Annotated in this window: 13 protein-coding genes and 1 tRNA gene; 8 read left to right on the top strand and 6 right to left on the bottom strand. The window is 67.7% G+C overall.

Annotated features, from left to right (window positions below; all coding sequences use genetic code 11):
- Window positions 1-109 precede the first annotated feature (109 nt).
- The 4 genes from rpmH to yihA are packed head-to-tail and all read left to right on the top strand — an operon-like array spanning window position 110 to window position 3,133.
- Window positions 110-244: a 50S ribosomal protein L34 gene (rpmH, locus tag AC0L6G_RS11220; RefSeq protein WP_003164000.1), complete on the top strand. Its 135-nt coding sequence runs from the start codon at window positions 110-112 to the stop codon at window positions 242-244.
- A 29-nt stretch (window positions 245-273) separates the two neighbouring features.
- Window positions 274-690 carry a ribonuclease P protein component gene (rnpA, locus tag AC0L6G_RS11215; protein WP_293825545.1) on the top strand — a complete coding sequence of 139 codons (417 nt, stop codon included), beginning with the start codon at window positions 274-276 and terminating at the stop codon, window positions 688-690.
- Window positions 687-2,483: a membrane protein insertase YidC gene (yidC, locus tag AC0L6G_RS11210; protein WP_473252224.1), complete on the top strand. Its 1,797-nt coding sequence runs from the start codon at window positions 687-689 to the stop codon at window positions 2,481-2,483. The genes rnpA and yidC overlap by 4 nt, the downstream gene beginning before the upstream one ends.
- On the top strand, window positions 2,480-3,133 hold the full coding sequence (yihA, locus tag AC0L6G_RS11205) for a ribosome biogenesis GTP-binding protein YihA/YsxC (RefSeq protein WP_473252222.1): 654 nt from the start codon (window positions 2,480-2,482) through the stop codon (window positions 3,131-3,133). Before yidC ends, yihA begins: the two co-directional genes overlap by 4 nt.
- Before the next feature lie 136 nt (window positions 3,134-3,269).
- Here the strand turns inward: yihA and AC0L6G_RS11200 are convergent, their stop codons facing one another.
- Window positions 3,270-6,134, bottom strand: a complete 2,865-nt coding sequence (locus AC0L6G_RS11200; RefSeq protein WP_293825551.1) for a M16 family metallopeptidase — start codon at window positions 6,132-6,134, stop codon at window positions 3,270-3,272.
- 195 nt (window positions 6,135-6,329) lie between these two features.
- On the opposite strand from AC0L6G_RS11200, the gene AC0L6G_RS11195 reads away from it, so the two are divergent.
- Window positions 6,330-7,568 carry an argininosuccinate synthase gene (locus tag AC0L6G_RS11195; protein ID WP_293825553.1) on the top strand — a complete coding sequence of 413 codons (1,239 nt, stop codon included), beginning with the start codon at window positions 6,330-6,332 and terminating at the stop codon, window positions 7,566-7,568.
- Between the two features lie 57 nt (window positions 7,569-7,625).
- Here AC0L6G_RS11195 and AC0L6G_RS11190 read toward each other — a convergent pair whose 3' ends face one another.
- The 3 genes from AC0L6G_RS11190 to AC0L6G_RS11180 all read right to left on the bottom strand — a co-directional run bounded on the left by AC0L6G_RS11190 (window position 7,626) and on the right by AC0L6G_RS11180 (window position 10,625).
- Complete coding sequence (locus tag AC0L6G_RS11190; protein WP_293825555.1) at window positions 7,626-8,423, bottom strand: ABC transporter ATP-binding protein; 798 nt, start codon at window positions 8,421-8,423, stop codon at window positions 7,626-7,628.
- 53 nt (window positions 8,424-8,476) lie between these two features.
- A complete protein-coding gene (locus AC0L6G_RS11185; RefSeq protein WP_293825557.1) occupies window positions 8,477-9,796 on the bottom strand; it encodes an acetyl-CoA hydrolase/transferase family protein in 1,320 nt (439 codons plus the stop codon).
- An 82-nt stretch (window positions 9,797-9,878) separates the two neighbouring features.
- Complete coding sequence (locus tag AC0L6G_RS11180; RefSeq protein WP_293825559.1) at window positions 9,879-10,625, bottom strand: phosphatase PAP2 family protein; 747 nt, start codon at window positions 10,623-10,625, stop codon at window positions 9,879-9,881.
- Between the two features lie 302 nt (window positions 10,626-10,927).
- Between AC0L6G_RS11180 and AC0L6G_RS11175 the strand changes: the two genes are divergently transcribed.
- Both AC0L6G_RS11175 and AC0L6G_RS11170 read left to right on the top strand, forming a co-directional pair.
- A complete protein-coding gene (locus tag AC0L6G_RS11175; RefSeq protein ID WP_293825561.1) occupies window positions 10,928-12,817 on the top strand; it encodes a ribonucleoside-diphosphate reductase subunit alpha in 1,890 nt (629 codons plus the stop codon).
- A 172-nt stretch (window positions 12,818-12,989) separates the two neighbouring features.
- Entirely contained in the window at window positions 12,990-13,850 is an 861-nt protein-coding gene (locus AC0L6G_RS11170) for a lipid A-modifier LpxR family protein (protein ID WP_291536851.1), read from the top strand.
- Window positions 13,851-13,855: 5 nt separating this feature from the next.
- Here AC0L6G_RS11170 and AC0L6G_RS11165 read toward each other — a convergent pair whose 3' ends face one another.
- A complete protein-coding gene (locus AC0L6G_RS11165; protein WP_293825563.1) occupies window positions 13,856-15,607 on the bottom strand; it encodes a gamma-glutamyltransferase family protein in 1,752 nt (583 codons plus the stop codon).
- Window positions 15,608-15,769: 162 nt separating this feature from the next.
- Between AC0L6G_RS11165 and AC0L6G_RS11160 the strand changes: the two genes are divergently transcribed.
- Window positions 15,770-15,846: transfer RNA gene (locus AC0L6G_RS11160), tRNA-Arg, on the top strand.
- Here AC0L6G_RS11160 and AC0L6G_RS11155 read toward each other — a convergent pair.
- Window positions 15,802-17,484 carry a recombinase family protein gene (locus AC0L6G_RS11155; protein WP_473253242.1) on the bottom strand — a complete coding sequence of 561 codons (1,683 nt, stop codon included), beginning with the start codon at window positions 17,482-17,484 and terminating at the stop codon, window positions 15,802-15,804. The genes AC0L6G_RS11160 and AC0L6G_RS11155 overlap by 45 nt on opposite strands.
- Between the last annotated feature and the right edge of the window lie 408 nt (window positions 17,485-17,892).

The following is a 17,892-nucleotide window of genomic DNA, read 5'->3' as shown; positions in this document are numbered from 1 at the left end:
AATGCCGACCGAGCGTTGACTCGCGCGGTCTTGCGACTTATACGCCCGCCCTTCCTGCGGCGGACGCCTCTTGCCCCGTCGCCCAACCTTTTAACGTCAGGAGCCGACCGTGAAGCGGACCTATCAGCCGTCGCGACTCGTGCGCAAGCGCCGTCACGGCTTCCGCAGCCGGATGGCCACCAAGAACGGCCAGAAGATCGTTGCGCGCCGTCGCGCCAAGGGCCGCAAGCGTCTGACGGCGTAAGCGGCTTATCGCGTCCGGTCTCTGGACGCATGAGCGACCCTTTACAGATCAAGCGTCTGTTGCGGCGGCCCCAGTTCCTGGCGGCCGCCAAAGGCGTTTCCGAGGCGCGCGGGGCCGTGGTGATCCAGCGGCTGGATCGCGGCGACGGTTCGCCGCACATCGGCCTGGGTTTCACTGCGACGAAAAAGATCGGCGGGGCGGTTCAGCGCAACCGCGCCAAACGCCGTCTGCGCGAGGCGGCGCGGGCCATGCTGCCCCGACACGGCATGCCCGGCAGCGACTATGTCTTCATCGCCCGCATGGGCACGACCGAGCGTGCGTGGGACCGTCTGCTTGACGACGTGAAATCCACCCTTACAAGGCTGGCGACACCGAGACACGATCGGGGGGCCGACCGGCCTCCGCCCGCCCGCGCCCCATCCGGCCAGGACCGCCAGAATCCATGAAAAACGAGAACACGCGCAACACGATCATCTTCATCGTGTGCTCGGCCCTGATCATGGGAATCTATTATTTCGCCGTCCTGCGTCCCCAGGCCGAGCGCCGGGCCGTTCAGCAGAAGGCCCACGCCGAACAGTCGCAGACGGCCGAGAACGCCGCCCGCACGGCGCTGAGCCCCCAAGGGCCGACCTTCGTCACCGACCGCAGCCAGGCGCTGAGCAGCGCCGCGCGGGTGCCGATCCAGTCCGGCACGCTGAAGGGTTCGCTGTCGCTACAGGGCGGGCGGATCGACGACCTTTTCCTGACCGACTATCGCGAGGTCCAGGACAAGCCCCAGCCGGTGGAGCTGTTCCGCCCGCAGGGGATGCAGAACGCCTATTTCGCCCAGTTCGGCTGGACCGGGCCGAACGTGGCCGGCGGCGTGCCCGGCCCCAACACCCTGTGGCGCCTGACCAGCGGCTCGACCCTGACGCCGACCACGCCGATCACCCTGACCTGGGATAACGGCCAGGGCCTGCGCTTCACCCGCGTCATGTCGGTGGACGACAAATATGTCTTCTCGGTCCAGGACACGGTCCAGAACCTGGGAACCCAGGCCATCACCATCGCCCCCTACGGCAGCGTCCAGCGCCAGGGCGTGCCGCCCTCGGCCGGCTCCTCGCACATCGTCCACGAGGGCGCGATCGGCACCTTCGGCAAGCCCGGCGACTACCGGACCGAGCAAAAGAAGTACAAGGACTGGCTGAAGGAGCCGCGCATCGAGAACGCCTCGACGGGCGGCTGGCTGGGCATCACCGACAAATACTGGCTGGCGGCCCTGCTGCCCCAGCAGAACGAGGCGGTCGAGACCGAATTCCGCGTGCGCGGCGAGGGCGCCGGCCAGCAGCTGGAAGCCAATGTCCTGGGCACGACCCGCACCATCCAGCCCGGCGCGACCGCGACCGAGACCCAGCGCCTGTTCGCCGGGGTCAAGCGCGCCGAGGTGCTGAAATCCTACGAGCAGAGCCTGAACCTGCCGCGCTTCGTCTATGCGATCGACTGGGGCATGTTCTGGTTCCTGACGCGGCCGATTTTCTGGATTCTGGAGAACGTCTACGGCCTGGTCGGCAGCTTCGGCGTGGCCATCCTCGCGCTGACCGTCATCGTCAAGCTGGTCATGTTCCCGCTGGCCAACAACGCCTACGCCTCGATGTCCAAGATGCGGAACCTCCAGCCCAAGATGGAGGAGATCAAGAAGAAGTTCAAAGACGATCCGCAAAAGCAGCAGCAGGAGACCATGGCCCTGTATCAGCGCGAGAAGATCAATCCGGTCGCCGGCTGTCTTCCTCTGGTGCTGCAGATCCCGGTCTTCTACGCCCTGTACAAGGTGCTGACCGTCACCATCGAAATGCGCCATCAGCCGTTCCTGGGCTTCATCCACGACCTGTCGGCGCGCGATCCGTCGTCGATCTGGAACCTGTTCGGCCTGATCCCGTGGGATCCGGCGGCCGCGCCGCTGATCGGCGGCCTTCTGGCCGGCCCGCTGCACCTGGGCCTGTTGGCCATCGCCTACGGCCTGACCATGTGGCTGCAGACGGCGATGAACCCGCCGGCGACGGATCCGATCCAGCGCCAGATCTTCCAGTTCATGCCGCTGATCTTCACCTTCATCATGGCGCCGTTCGCGGCGGGCCTGCTGATCTACTGGGCCTGGTCCAACGTCCTGACCATTCTGCAGCAGTACGTCATCATGCACCGTTACAAGGCCGAGAATCCGATCGACGACTTCCTGGCGCGCTTCAAGAAGTCGCCGGCGTGATCGAAGAGACCGCGTTCACGCACCAGGAGATCGAGGCCGCGCGCATCCTGTTCGCGCGTCCCGCGACCTTCGTCATGGGCGCGGCCAAGATCGAGCAGTTGCCCGATCCCGACCTGCCCGAGATCGCCTTCGCCGGCCGGTCCAACGTCGGCAAGTCCAGCCTGATCAACGGGCTGGTGGGCATGCACAAGCTGGCGCGCGCCTCCAACGAGCCGGGCCGGACGCGCGAGGTGAATTTCTTCGACCTGGACGGCCGGCTGCGCCTGGTCGATCTACCCGGCTACGGCTGGGCCAAGGCGTCCAAGACCACGGTCAAGAAGTTCCAGGATCTGGGCCGAGACTATTTGCGCGGGCGCGTCACGCTGAAGCGGGTCTATCTGCTGATCGACAGCCGCCATGGCCTGAAGTCGGTGGATGCGGAGGCGCTGGACGCCCTCGATCTGGCCGCCGTCAGCTATCAGATCGTCCTGACCAAGGCCGACAAGCTGAAGACAGGCGAGGGCGAACGGGTTCAGGCGGCCACGCTGAAGGCCATTTCCAAACGCCCCGCCGCCTTTCCGGTGGTGGCCCTGACCTCGTCGGAAAAGGGCCTGGGCCTGCCCGAACTGCGCGCCGAGATCATGCGCACCACCGGCGCGACGCTGGATTAAGTCCTTTTCGTCATCCTCCGGTCTCCCCCTCCCCCTCCGTCGCGGGGATCGCCGGAGGATGACGAAGGAAAAGCACGCAAACGAAAAGGCCCGGAGATCGTTCTCCGGGCCTTCGTCGTTTCAGACCGCCTTCGCCCTACTGGGCGGCCGGCTCCGCGGAGCGGACCTCGACCGGAATGCCCAGGGCGTCCAGCTGCGGCTTGACCACCGAGGCGTCGCCGACCACGACCCAGACGAACCTGGACGGATCGATGGCGGCCTTTGCGGCGGCGTCCAACTGGGCGGCCGTCAGTGCGTTGGTGCGCGCCGCGACGGTCTCGGGATAGTCGTCCGGGCGGCCCAGCAGGTCGTTGGTGCGCATGGTCCCCAGGACGGCGGCCGAGGTTTCGTAGCTGCCGGCCAGACGGCGGGTGTTGCCGTTGATGGTGCGTTGCAGTTCCTCGGCCGTCACGCCCTTTCCGCCCGACAGAAAGTCCGCGAATTGCTGGTTCAGCGCCTCGATGGCCGGGCCGGTCTTGTCGGCCTGGACCGGGGCGGTCACCAGATAGGGCACGCGTCCGGCGAACGGATTGACCGAGGCGTTGACGCCGTAGGACCAGCTCTTCGTCTCGCGCAGATCGGTGTTGATGCGCGACAGGAAGTCGTTGCCCAGCACGTTGTTGGCCGCGTTCAGCACCAGAAGGTCGTCCTTGCCGGTGACGCCCAGGACCTCGCCTCCCATGATGTAGGACTGGGGCGATTGCGGGCGGTCGATCAGGACGATCTTGCGCGTCGTCGCCGGGATGGGCGCCGAGAAGTCCTTGACCGGCTTGGCCGATGCGGGCGGTACCCACTGGCCGAAGGCGGCGTCCAGGATCGGCGTCACTTCCGACAGGGGCCTGTCCGAGACGATGAAGATTTTGGCGTTGTCCGGGCGGATCCACTTGGCGTAGTCGGCGCGGATGTCGGCGTCGGTGATCGCCTTGACGCTGGCCTCGTCGCCGGCGCCGCTGAACGGGCGGCCATAAGGGCTGTCCGGCCCATAGATCAGCTCGGGCAGGGCGCGGCTGGCCAGGGCCGCCGGCTGGGTGCGCTCGGCGGCGATGCGCGACAGGCGCGTGGCGCGCAGGCGTTCCAGCTCCGCCGGCGCGAAGGTCGGATTGCGCACGACGTCGGCCAGCAAGGCCACGGACGGCTGCAGGTTCGGCGTGAGGGCCGACAACTGGATCACCGAACTGTCCATGGTCGCGCCGGTGGTGATGCTGGCGCCCAGGGCCTCTTGCGCCTCCGCCAGCTGGGTGGCGTTCAGGCCGCCGGCGCCCTCGTCCATCAGGTCCAGCATCAGGGTCTGCAGACCCAGTTTCGACCGGTCGTCGGCGGCCAGGCCGGCGTCGAAGTCGATGGCGATCTTCGTGGTCGGCGTGGCGTCGCGATGGGCGTAGATCACCTCCATGCCGTTCGCCAGCCGGGCGCGTTCGACGGCCGGGAAATCGACGTTGGCGACCTGGCCGATCTCGGGCCTGGGCATGCGCGGCTTGCGCTGGATTTCAGGGGCCGGCGTGTGATTGGCGCCGGACGGCGCGTCGGCCGCCTCCTGATAGGCCTCGCGCTGCCCGGGCAGGGTGGTCAGCGTATAGGCCGGGCGCGTCAGCCACTTCTGCGTCGCCGCCTGGACCTGGGCCGGGGTGACGGCGGCGTAGGCGGCCAGCTGTTTCTTGTAGAATTCGGGATCGCCGGCATAGAGTTGCCCTTCGGCCAGGGCCGTGGCCTTGCCGCCGAAGCCGCCGACCTGCTCCAGCCCCTGGATGCGACGCGAGGCGTATTGGGTGACGACGCGGTTGATCTCGTCCTGGGCCGGGCCGTCCGCGATCAGGCCGTTCAGGATTTCACGCATCCGCGCCTCCACGGCGGCCGGGTCTTCGCCCGGCTTGACCATGGCGCTCATCTCGAAGATGCCGACACGATGATAGGCGCCGTTGGAGGCGCTGACCGAGACGGCGGTCTGTTCGCCGCGCACCAGTTCGTTGTCCAGCCGCGACGAAGCCAGGCCGCCCAGCACGGAGGCGGCGACGCTCAGGGGCACGGAATCGGCGTCCAGCATGCCGGGCACGGCCCAGCTGATCTCGACCTGGGCGTTGGAGACGCGGTCGTGCGTGGTCTCGCTGAGCGGGGCGGCCAGGGTCGGGACCGGGGCCTGCGCGGGATTGTTCACCGGCCCCCTGGCGATGGGGCCGAAATATTTCTGGGTCAGCTCACGCGCCTTGGCGGGCGTGATGTCGCCGGCCAGCACCAGCACGGCGTTGTTGGGGCCGTAATTGGAGGTGAACCAGTCGCGCACCGTCTGCATCGAGGCGGCGTCCAGGTCGGCCATCGAACCGATGGTGGAGTGGCGATAGGGGTGGCCTTCGGGGAACAGGGCCTCCAGCTGCTTGTACTGGTTCAGGCCATAGGGTTGGTTGTCGCCCTGGCGCTTCTCGTTCTGGACGACCCCGCGCTGCAGGTCCAGCGTCTCCTGGCTGATTGCGCCCAGCATATAGCCCATGCGGTCGCTTTCCATGAACAGCGCCTGTTCCAGCGCCGGGGTCGGGACCGTCTCGAAATAGTTGGTGCGGTCGAACCAGGTGGTCCCGTTCATGTCGGTCGCGCCCATGTTTCGCATCGGCGTGAAATAGCTGCCGGGCGCGTTTTCCGAACCGCCGAACATCAGGTGTTCGAACAGGTGGGCGAAGCCGGTCTTGCCCGCCGGTTCGTCCTTGGAGCCGACGTTGTACCAGACGGACACGGCGACGACCGGCGCCTTGCGGTCTTCGTGGACCAGCACGGTCAGGCCGTTGTCCAGGGTGAACCGGGTGTAGGGGATGTCGACGGCGGCGACCAGATCGGCGACCGGCGCAGCCTGGGTCGCGGGCGCTGAGGCCAGGGCGGCGCTCTGTGCGGCGGGCGCGGCCTCGACGGAGGCCCAGACAGGTGTGGAGACCGCCAGAAGGGCGGCGGCGGCGACGAGAGAGCCGGTGCGGCGCATATGTGATCCTCGGATTACAGGTGGATCGCACCATAACGCCGGTCGGCGCTCGGGCAACGCGGCGGAATGAAACATGACCAAAGGTTCATGTCCGCGTCCTGACGCCCGGAAAAGGTTGCATCGCCGGACCCCCGGTCTTATGCGCGCGTCAACTTCCCGATCCCGACTGCCCGAGTTTTTACCGAAAGAGCCGCCATGTCCGCCCCCGCCGACAAGCCCGTGAAGAAAGTCGTCCTCGCCTATTCCGGCGGCCTGGACACCTCGATCATCCTGAAGTGGCTGCAGACCGAATACAACGCCGAGGTCGTGACCTTCACCGCCGACCTGGGCCAGGGCGAAGAGCTTGGCCCGGCGCGCGAGAAGGCGCTGAAGCTGGGCATCAAGCCCGAGAACATCTTCATCGACGACCTGCGCGAGGAGTTCGTGCGCGACTTCGTCTTCCCGATGTTCCGCGCCAATGCGCAGTACGAGGGGGACTATCTCTTGGGCACCTCCATCGCCCGCCCGCTGATCTCCAAGCGCCAGATCGAGATCGCCCGCCAGGTCGGCGCCGACGCCGTCTGTCACGGCGCGACCGGCAAGGGCAACGACCAGGTCCGGTTCGAGCTGGGCTATTATGCGCTGGAACCCGACATCCGCGTCATCGCTCCCTGGCGCGAGTGGGCGTTCCGCAGCCGCGAGGCGCTGCTGGACTTCGCCGAGAAGAACCAGATTCCGATCGCCAAGGACAAGCGCGGCGAGGCGCCCTTCTCGGTCGACGCCAACCTTCTGCACTCCTCGTCCGAGGGCAAGGTTCTGGAAGACCCGGCGGTCGAGGCCCCCGAATTCGTTCACCAGCGCACGATCAGCCCTGAGGACGCGCCGGACGTGGCGACCGTCATCGAGATCGGCTTCGAGAAGGGCGACGCCGTCTCGATCAACGGCGAGGCCATGAGCCCGGCGACGATCCTGACCGCCCTGAACCAGTACGGCCACGACAACGGCGTCGGGCGCCTGGATCTGGTCGAGAACCGCTTCGTCGGCATGAAGTCGCGCGGCGTCTACGAGACCCCCGGCGGGACCATCCTGATCGCCGCCCACCGCGGCATCGAAAGCATCACCCTGGACGGCGGCTCCATGCACCTGAAGGACCAGCTGATGCCGAAATACGCCGAGCTGATCTACAACGGCTTCTGGTTCTCGCCCGAGCGCGAGATGCTCCAGGCCGCCATCGACAAGAGCCAGGAAAACGTCTCCGGCACGGTCAAGGTCAAGCTGTACAAGGGCAATGTCTCGGTCATCGGCCGCGAGAGCCCCTACAGCCTTTACGACCAGGATCTGGTCACGTTCGAGGAAGGCGTCCAGGCCTATGACCACAAGGACGCGGCCGGCTTCATCAAGCTGAACGCGCTCCGCCTGCGCGTTCTGGCCAAGCGCGACGCGCGCAACAGCTAGGGCCGCTCTCCTTCCCTCTCGACACGCGCGTGAGGAAGACGACGACGGCCTGGGCGCTCAGTCCAGGTGCGCCCAGGTCCAGTCTCCGCGTCGCTCGACCGTGGCGGGCAGCCCGAACAGGTCGCTCAGCACCGGGCCGGTCAGCAGGTCCGCCTTGGCGCCGTCGGCCAGCACTCGGCCGTCCCGCAGCAGGACCAGATGCGATATCTCGGGCAGGATCTCCTCGATGTGATGGGTCACGAGCACCAGGGTGACGCCTGACCGCGCCACCTCGCGCAGGGTTTCGAGAAACAGCCGGCGCGTCGCGGGGTCCAGTCCGCCGCAGGGCTCGTCCAGCAGCAGGGCGCGAGGCCGGTGGACCAGGGCGCGGGCGATGAGCACGCGCCGCGCTTCGCCCGTCGACAGGCTGGCCATGTCGCGCCCGATCAGGTGCGCGACCCCCATCCGGTCCAGCGCCTCGCGGGCGGCGTCGCGCATCGGCTCCGTCACCCTGTGGTTCCATACGCCACGCGCCGCGAAGAAGCCCGAGACCACGGCGTCGAAGACCTCCAGCCCTGCTTCGCCGGCGAAGTCCGACTGGACGGCGGGCGAGACCACCCCCAGCAGACCGCGCAGTTCGAACACATCCCAGTGGGTGCGGCCGAAGATGCGCGTCTCGCCCCGTTCGCCCGCCGGGCTCGCGGTCGGATAGATCTGGCGGGTGATCAGCTTGACCAGGGTGGACTTGCCCGAGCCGTTGCGGCCCAGGATGGCGGTGTGGCGCCCCTCGGGAATGACCAGGCTGACCCCGTCCAGCAGAACGCGGCCGCCGCAGGCGACGCCGACGCGGTCGATGGACAAGAGAGGTTCGCTCATGTCGACATCTTAGCCATGGACCGACGCGGCGTGGAACCCGGGACGGCGAGACCTCAGATCAGGCCCTGCTCGCGCGCCTCGGCGGTCAGAGCGTCGCGGAACGGGGGCGCCGCCAGGGCGATCAGGGCGCGCGCCCGCTCGCTGGTCGACCTGCCCTTCAGATCGGTCCAGCCGTGTTCGGTGACGACGATATGGGTGTCGTTGCGCGGCGTCGTGACCGGCCCGTCCAGGCGCGTCACGATGCGCGACGCCGTTCCCTTGGCGGCCGTCGAATGGCAGGCGATGATCGACTTGCCGCCGTCCGAGCCATAGGCCCCGCGCACGAAATCCAGCTGTCCCCCGGCGGCCGTGAACTGGCGCCCGTTCAGGAACTCCGAACAACAGGCGCCGGACAGGTCGATCTGAAGCGTGGCGTTGACCGAGACCATCTTGGCGTTGCGTGCGATCACCGCCGGATCGTTCACATAGGAGACCGGATGGGCCTCCATGCCGCGGTTGCCGTCCAGGAAGTCGTAGGTGTTCTGGTCGCCCATCGAAAAGGCGAAGACGCCGACGCCGGGGTGCAGGGTCTTTCGGGAATGATCGGCCGCGCCCGCCTGCATCAGTTCGACCACGCCGGGCGTCAGCATTTCGGTATGGACGCCCAGGCCGCGATGGCCTTTCAAGGCGTCGCAGACGGCGTTGGGCAGGGCGCCGATGCCCATCTGCAGCGTCGCGCCGTCGTCGATCAGGCCGGCGATGATCTGGCCGATGGCCAGGTCCGCAGGCTGCGGCTGAGCCTTGGGCACGACCAGAAGCGGGGCCGAATGCTCGACGACGGCGGCGACCCGGGACACATGGACGGTGCAGTCGCCGAACACGCGCGGCATATGCGGATTGACCTCCACGATCACCGTGCGGGCCGTCTCGGACACCGGCTTGGCGTAGTCGGTGTTGGTGCCGAAGGAGAAGAAGCCGTCCTCGTCCATCGGCGACACGGTGCAGATCAGCGTGTCCACCCCGACCTCGTCGCACAGCAGGCGCGGCGATTGCTGGAAGCCGGTCGGAATGAACTGGACCGGATTGGGCCGTCCGGCCTCGCGGGCGCGCTGCTCCAGGCCGCGTTCGATGGCTGAATGGAACAGGCTCCACGGCCGGATGCGGCCCATCAGTTCGTCGCGCAGCACGGTCTGGCCGGCGATGGCGGTGCTGAGCAGATAGTAGAGGTTGACGTTCTCCACCTCGCCGCGCTCGGCCCGTTCGGCCAGGGCCTTGAGCAGGGCCGGGGGCTGGGACACGCCCAGGCCCATGGCCGCCTTGGCGCCCGAAGCGATGAGGGCGGCGGCCTGGTCGGGCGTTTTCAGCCGTTCGGCGTAGAGGGCGGCGGCGTCCATGGCGTATCTCCGTCTGGGCCTCTCTCCTGATGCTGCGGAGGCGTCCAGGGTTCACTATCCCCTGTCGCGCGCGACAGGGGGCCTAGACTTTGGTCGGATCGGCGTCCGCCGTTTCCAGGGACTGTTCGTCCTGCAACGGGGCGTGGCGGCGCTTCTGCAGTCGCTCGACCACATAGGCGACGAGCCACAGCGCCATGGCCCAGGCCGCGCCCACCGCCCATCCGGCCAGAACGTCCGAGGCCCAATGCGCCCCCAGATAGACCCGCGTGAGCCCGACCAGCACGGCCATCAGCATGCCGACCCCCAGCACGAAGGCCTTGAGCCGGCGTCGCGGAAAGGCGCGGGTCAGCATGACCGCGATCGACAGATAGAAGACGGTGGACAGCAGGGCGTGGCCCGATGGGAAGCTGGCGTTGATCGTCTCCACCGCCTGCATGGCGGCCGGCGGGCGTTCACGCTCGAAAACCGCCTTCAGCCCCTCGCTCAGCATCACGCCCCCCGCCAGCCCAAGGACCAGAAGCAGCGACGACAACCACTTCCTCTGGCTCAGCAGAAAGACGATCACGATGAGGGCGAACAGGCCCAGAACCGATATGCCGCCGAGCGAAGTGATGTCGGACGCCGCCTCCTTCAGCCACCACGGTCCCCAGGGCCGGCCGGGATCGTCCGCATAGGGCCGCATCAAGGCCAGGACGCGCCGGTCGAAGGCCTGGCCGTCCGCCTCGGTCATGTCGTCGGCGATCTCGATGAAGCTCAGCACCCCGCCCGCGACGACCAGCAGGGCGGTCAGGGCTGCGATCTCGGTGCGGGCGACAGTCAGGACACGCATGGAAAAGACGCGAAAATCGGAGAGGGTCATAGGCAGGCGAACGGTAAAGCTGGCGCTATGTTCCGATCACGCGGTCGTGATCGCCGGCGGTCCGGTCGTCGCTAGGGATGCGATGGCTTGCTGTGGGGCTTTTCCCCAGTCCCGGACCAATTGTCCGACCGATTCGCCCACAAAGCCCGCGTCAAGCCCGTTGACGGGTTATTAGGCATGTGCGCCCTATATGTGGGCACGGCGAGCGCGAAGCCCACTAGATGATGTGGTTCAGGCGCGACGGCTCAGGCGATTTTTTGTTCAGGACGCAGATGACCATGGCTGGCGGCGAGGCATTGAAGACGACGGAATTCCAAGGCGTTGCGGCGACGCCGACGCCTGAGCGCCCCCATCTGACCGTGGTCAGATCGGTCCAGGTGGACCGCTCGCGCGACGATCTGCTGACCGACTTCGGCAAGAAGACCCTGGAAGACCGCTATCTGCTGCCGGGCGAAAGCTATCAGGACATGTTCGCCCGCGTCTCGACCGCCTTCTCGGACGACGCCGAACACGCCCAGCGCCTATACGACTATATGAGCCGACTGTGGTTCATGCCCGCCACGCCCGTCCTGTCGAACGGCGGCGCCGATCGCGGCCTGCCGATCTCGTGTTTCCTGAACGCGGTGGGCGACAGCCTGGACGGCATCCAGAACGTCTGGAACGAGAACGTGGCCCTGGCCTCGAACGGCGGCGGCATCGGCACCTATTGGGGCGGCGTCCGCTCCATCGGCGAAAAGGTCAAGGGCGCGGGCAAGACCTCGGGCATCATCCCCTTCATCCGCGTGATGGACTCGCTGACGCTGGCGATTTCGCAAGGCTCGCTGCGTCGCGGCTCGGCCGCCGTCTATCTGGACATCCACCACCCGGAGATCGAGGAGTTCCTCGAAATCCGCAAACCGTCGGGCGACTTCAACCGAAAGTCCCTGAACCTGCACCACGGCGTCAACATCACCGATGAGTTCATGGAGGCGGTCAAGGTCGGCGGAACCTTCGATCTGAAGTCGCCCAAGGACGGCGCGGTCATGAAGACCGTCGACGCCCGCTCGCTGTGGACCAAGCTGCTCGACATCCGCATGCAGACTGGCGAGCCCTATATGATCTTCTCCGACACGGTGAACCGCCAGCTGGCGCCGCACCAGCGCGCCCTGGGCCTGAAGGTCAAACAGTCGAACCTGTGCGCCGAGATCATGCTGCACACCGGCCGCGACCACCTGGGCGTGGACCGGACCGCCGTCTGCTGCCTGTCGTCGGTCAACGCCGAGACCTTCCTGGAGTGGCGCGAGGAGCCCCGCTTCGTCGAGGACCTTATGCGCTTCCTGGACAACGTCCTGGAGGACTTCATCCGCCGCGCCCCGCCGGCCATGGCCGCCGCGGTCTATTCGGCCAAGCGCGAGCGTTCGGTCGGCCTCGGTTTGATGGGCTTCCATTCCTTCCTGCAGTCTCAGGGCGTGGCCTTCGAAAGCGCCATGGCCAAGTCGTGGAACATGCGGCTTTTCAAGCACCTGCGCCGCGAGGCCGACAAGGCCAGCCGCCTGCTGGCCGAGGAGAAGGGCCCCTGCCTGGACGCCGAGGAGCGCGGCGTCATGGAGCGGTTCAGCCACAAGCTGGCCATCGCCCCGACCGCCTCCATCTCGATCATCTGCGGCGGCACGTCGGCGGGCATCGAGCCGATCCCGGCCAACATCTACACCCACAAGACCCTGTCGGGCTCGTTCGCGGTCAAGAACCCCTATCTGGAGCGCCTGCTGGACGAGAAGGGCGTCAACACCGAGGCCGTCTGGAACTCGATCCTGGAGCATGAAGGCTCGGTCCAGCACATCGACGCCCTGAACGAAGACGAGAAGGGCGTGTTCAAGACCGCCTTCGAACTGGACCAGCGCTGGGTGGTCGAACTGGCCGCCGACCGCGCGCCGGAGATCTGCCAGGCCCAGTCGCTGAACCTGTTCATTCCCGGCGACGTCAACAAGTGGGACCTGCACATGCTGCACTGGTCCGCCTGGGAGCGCGGCGTGAAGTCGCTGTACTATCTGCGCTCCAAGTCGGTGCAGCGCGCCGCCTTCGCCGGCGCCGAGGACAAGGCCGAGGCCGAGATCGACCCCAATCAGCCCGACCTCTTCTCCATGCCCAAGACCGACTATGACGAGTGCCTGGCCTGCCAATAGGCTTGGCGTCGAGACCTCCGAAAGGGCCCCGCGATCGCGGGGCCCTTTTTCGTTCGGGAACCCATCGCACGGACCCGCCGTTGAAAAGCGACAAAACCGTGTCGAAAACTCCGTTGGACTCCCGCGTCTCTTGGTTGCAGGGTGTTCGCCAGCGGATCGGTGGGGAGACCGAATGCGTTCCAAGGCGATGATGATGGGGGCCTGCGGCGTCCTGGCTTCGGCCGGGATCGGCGCCGATGTCGCCCGCGCCCAGACCTGGGCCCCCAACGCCTTCGACACGCCGCCCGACAACGCCGCCGCCCGTCTGGCCGATCGGACCCATTTCCGGGTGGCGCCGGACGCCCGCTTCGGCGGCGACATCGAACTGCCCCCCGCCTTCCAGCCCCAGAATCGCTCGGGCCTGGAGGCCAGCACCCGCCGCGACGTGTGGATCGACCACGCCGCCTTCACCGACCGGGTCACGCTGGAGACGGCCGGCCGCCTGCGCCGCGCCGACGGCTCGCCCCTGCCGGTCACGCCGGCCGACCGGGCCGAACTGTCGCCCGACGCCTACGACCTGCGCTATGTCCGCGGCTTCCGGGGCGCCCACGGCCATACCGCCTCGGGCCTGGAGGTCAGCCTGACGCCCCATGCCGGCCTCGGCGTCGGCAGCGAGGGCCGCTCGGCCGAGGCGGGCGTCACGCTCAAGATCGGCGAGGGGCTGGAGCGTCTGGCCCCCAACGGCGCGGAACGGTTCGGCGAGCGGCCGCGATGGTATCTGTACGCCGCCGGCTCGGGCCGGGCCGTCGGCTACAACTTCGCCCGCACCCGCGACGGGGACTACGCCCGCTCCGGCTACACCCAGGATCGCGGCAGCTTCCTGGGCGACGCCTCCGTCGGCGTGGCCTATCGCAAGGGCGCCATGCAGACCTCCATCGGCGTCGTCTATCGCGAGATCGACGCCGGCAAGGGGCTGCGCGGCATGAACGGCGTGGACACCGACGTCAGCGAGGGTTTGTTGGCCTTCCAGCTGTCGATCCGCCCCGGCCGCTAGAAGCTTCAGCGGACCTCCGACACCGCCACGCCTTCGCGGCGAGGATCGGCCCCCGCATCCCAGCGGCCGTCGCGCCAGATCGCCCCGTGCAGGCCCGACGTCTCGGTCGCATTGGGCCGCAGCGGCATGCCGGCCGCGCCCAGGGCCTGCCGGATCTCCGGCGACATCATCTCGGTGTCCGCGCCCACCATGGCGCCCCGCACGACCAGATTGGGCAGGGCGACGGCCTCCTGCATCGACAGGTTCCACTCCAGCGTCCCCACCAGGGCCTTGGCCACATAGGCCAGGATGCTGGAGCCGCCGGGCGAGCCGACCGCTCCGACCAGTCTCCCCTCCCGGTCGAGGATCAGCACCGGCGTCATCGACGACCGGGGGCGCTTGCCAGCCGCCACCGCATTGGCCGCCGGATGGCCGTCTTCCTGCGGGGTGAAGGAGAAGTCGGTCAACTGGTTGTTCAGGAAGAAGCCGCCGGCCATCCGCCCATTGCCGAACAGGCTCTCGACCGTGGTGGTCATGCTGACGGCGTTCCCCCAGGCGTCGACGACGACGAAATGGGTCGTTCCGCCCGGCTCGGCGGTCTGGTCCGCGCCGCGCGGCGGCGAACCCGTCGGCGCCCCGGCGGGAACGGGCCCGTTCACCTGGGGCGCCAGGGCCGCGCGCCGGGCGATATAGTCGGGATCCAGCAGTCCCGCGACCGGCACGCCGACGAAGTCGTTGTCGCCGACATAGCGGTCGCGGTCCGCATACATCAGCCGCTGCAGCCGCCCGAACGCCACCCAGGCCTCGGGGCTCCGGGCGCCCTTGTCCAGGTCCGGCGTCTTCTCGGCCATGCCCAGGAACTGCAGCAGGGCCAGGCCGCTGGACGGCGGCGGCGGCACGCAGACCACATAGACCTGATAGGGTCGGCACAGGGCGTCCCGGCGCAAGGGGCGATAGGCGGCGATGTCGGCCTCGCTCAGGCCGCCCGGCCGCGGTCCCTCGCGCACGGCCGCCGCGATCTCGCGCCCGATGGACCCGCCATAGATCGCCCCCGGCCCCTCCGCCGCCAACCGCGCGACCGTCTCGGCGTAGGCGGGGTTCTTCAGCGTGTCTCCGGCCTGGTATCGCCGCCCGTCCGGCCGGGTGAAATAGGCGCTCGCCCATCGGGTCCTGGCCTGGGGGCTGTTCCCGTTGATCATGGCGGACAGACGGGGGCTGACCGTGAAGCCGTCGCGCGCCAGCCGTTCGGCGTCGCCGAACAGGTCGCGCCAGGCCAGCCTGCCGTGATCCTTCTGCGCCATGGCCAGCATGGCCACCGCCCCCGGCGCGCCGGTCGAGCGCCCGGACAGCACCGCGTCGATGAAAGGCAGGGGCTCGCCGTCCTCGTAGAACAGTTCGGGCGTCGCAGAAGCCGGTGCGGTCTCGCGCCCGTCATAGGCCGTGACCGCCCCCGTTTCGGCGTCATAGGCCATCATGAAGGCGCCGCCCCCCAGGCCCGACGATTGCGGCTCCACCAGACCCAGCACGGCCTGGATGGCCACCGCCGCATCCACCGCCGATCCCCCGCGCCGCAGCACCGCCATCCCCGCCTCGACCGCCACCGGATTGGCCGCCGCCACGAACGGGCCCCGCGCCGCCGTCCGCGTCGCCGCATCGGCGGACGCGCCTGTCTCGATCGTCGCGACCGGCCGCGCCCCGCCCGTCGGCGCCCCCGTCTGGCATCCGGCCAGGACGACGGGAACGAGCAGGGCGGCCAGCCGGCGGCGAAGAGGGCGCATGAGGATATCCGAAACGGGAAGAATGGGTCGAACGGAGGCGTCGCCTCAACGCCTAAGCTGTCCGCGGCTCCGCGCCAACCTCCCGATCCTCAGAAACTGCATTCCCCCGCTTGCGTCCGACCCATCCACCCGCTAAAGACCCGCCCTCGCCGCAAGGCAGCCGCACCCGTAGCTCAGCTGGATAGAGCATCAGACTACGAATCTGAGGGTCGGGCGTTCGAATCGCTCCGGGTGCGCCACTTCCGTTCAAAACTGAGAACTCCGCCTGAGGCGGCGTAACTTCCACCATCGCTGGACGCTAAGGCCCGCAGAAGCTCGGTTCGTGAGCCGATGATGCGCGCTTCGGTCTTGCTGATGACCTCCACTCGTTGCGTCAGGGCGCGCAGGTGATCCCGCCTGTAGCCGCTGGTCCGATCTCTCAGCTTGCGCCGGGCGGCGGTAGCGAACCGCGCCAAGGCGTCGGGCGTGATCGTCGGCGCCAACCGCTCTACTGACGCGCTGATCCGCTCAGCGTCCGCCCTGGCCTGATCGCGAGTGCCGGAAAGTTCGGCGACCCGATCTTTCAGCGAAGCGTCGTCCGGCGCCAGCAGGCCGTTCTCGATGGCTTCATAGAGCCGATTGAGCTTGGCCTCGGCCTCGGTGGCGCGTTTGCGCATCTCCGCGATGTGGCCTCGCCTCTGGTCAGCCCATTCCTCCCGACGATCCAGAAGCTGCTCCATGAGCGATGCGAGGCGGTCCGGATCGAGGAGTCGCGTTTCGAGATGGTCGATGATCGCGTCATCCAGCTTGTGCATGGGGACGGCTAGGCCAGTGCAGCCGGTCTCACCCATGCGGGCCTTGGTGGAACAGGCGTAGTAGCGATACTGGCCGCCAGCGCTCCCCTTCCCGGTTCTGAGCGTCATCGCGCCGCCGCAGACGCCACAGAAGCAGATGCCCGTCAGCAGGTTCGGCCCCGTCGAAACACGCGGCGGGGTCCACTTGGGGTTTCGCGACTTCAAGCGCGCCCGAACAGCCTCATAGTCCGCCTTCGAGACGATGGGCGGCACAGCCATAACCGCGTGCTCAGACTCCGGCTTCGGCGTCTTGGTCTTGTGGTCGCGCGTGTTGAACCGATGCTCGCCCATGTAGGTCGAGCGAGTCAGGACCTGGTGGACCGTCACGATCCCCCAGCGTCCGCCGTCTCGGGTTCGGATGTTCTGGTCGTTCAGCCGCGTTGCGATGGTTTTCAGCCCCATCGGCCCCTGCGCGCCGTCGCCGGTCAGCGCCCAGCGATAGATGTTGCGGACCGTCTCGGCCTGTAGCGGGTCGATCTCCAGCGTCTTCTTGATCTTGGCCCCGCGCTGCTCGGCGGCGACGATGCGGTAGCCGATCGGCGGCCTGGCGCCGTTCCAGAAGCCCTGACGGGCGTTCTCCTTCATGGCCCTCAGCGTGTGCTTGGCGTTCTCGCGGGACTGATACTCGTCGAAGAGCGTCATGATCTGTCGCATCATCACGCTCATGGGGTCGTCGCCCAATTCTTGGGTGATGGAGACCAGACGCACCCCGTTCTTTGCCAGCTTCCGGACGTAGAACTCGAACTGGAACTGGTCGCGGAAGAACCGCGAGAAGCTGTGCACCATGATCACATCGAATGCGGGCGGCTTGGTCAGCGCCGCTTCGATCATGGACTGGAAGGAGGGGCGCCGGTCGTCGGTGGCGGTGTTGCCCGGCTCGACATACTCCGCCGTGGCCTCCCAGCCTTTCGTCCCGCAGTAGGCTTCAAGCTGGCGGCGCTGGTCCGGGATAGAGAGGTCGTTGACGGCCTGCCTTCCGGTCGAGACGCGAAGATAGAGGGCGGCTCGGGTCTGAACGCCTGGGCTGGTGATCTTACCGCTCATATCCGGCTCCTCTCAGAGGCGCGGACCCAGAACCTCGTCGAGCACCTCGCCAAGCCACGCCTCCACCGCCAAAAGCTCGGCCGGGGTGATCGGGAGATCATCAGGCCAGGTGTCGGTGACGCGGACAGCCGATTGTACGCCAACCCGCCGGACTTGCGGAGTCCGACGCCGATGCGCCTCCGGCTCTGATGACGGTTGGACGTACATAGCCGCCAGGCTGATCGCTCTGAAACTGCGCGCATACTCGTAACCTCTCCCTCGCAAATCTCCGGCCGCCGCTTTCTTGCAAAGCGGATCGATCCATCGATCCACGCCAAGCCCTCAGCGGCGGCGGCTGACCGGGTCAACGCCTGCGGTGCCAGCCGCAGCCCGCAGGGCGCGAAGCGGGGTTGAAGCGGGCGGACGGCG

Source organism: Brevundimonas sp. D3-1P (genome assembly GCF_055809335.1).
This window is presented reverse-complemented; position numbering and strand designations above follow the sequence as displayed.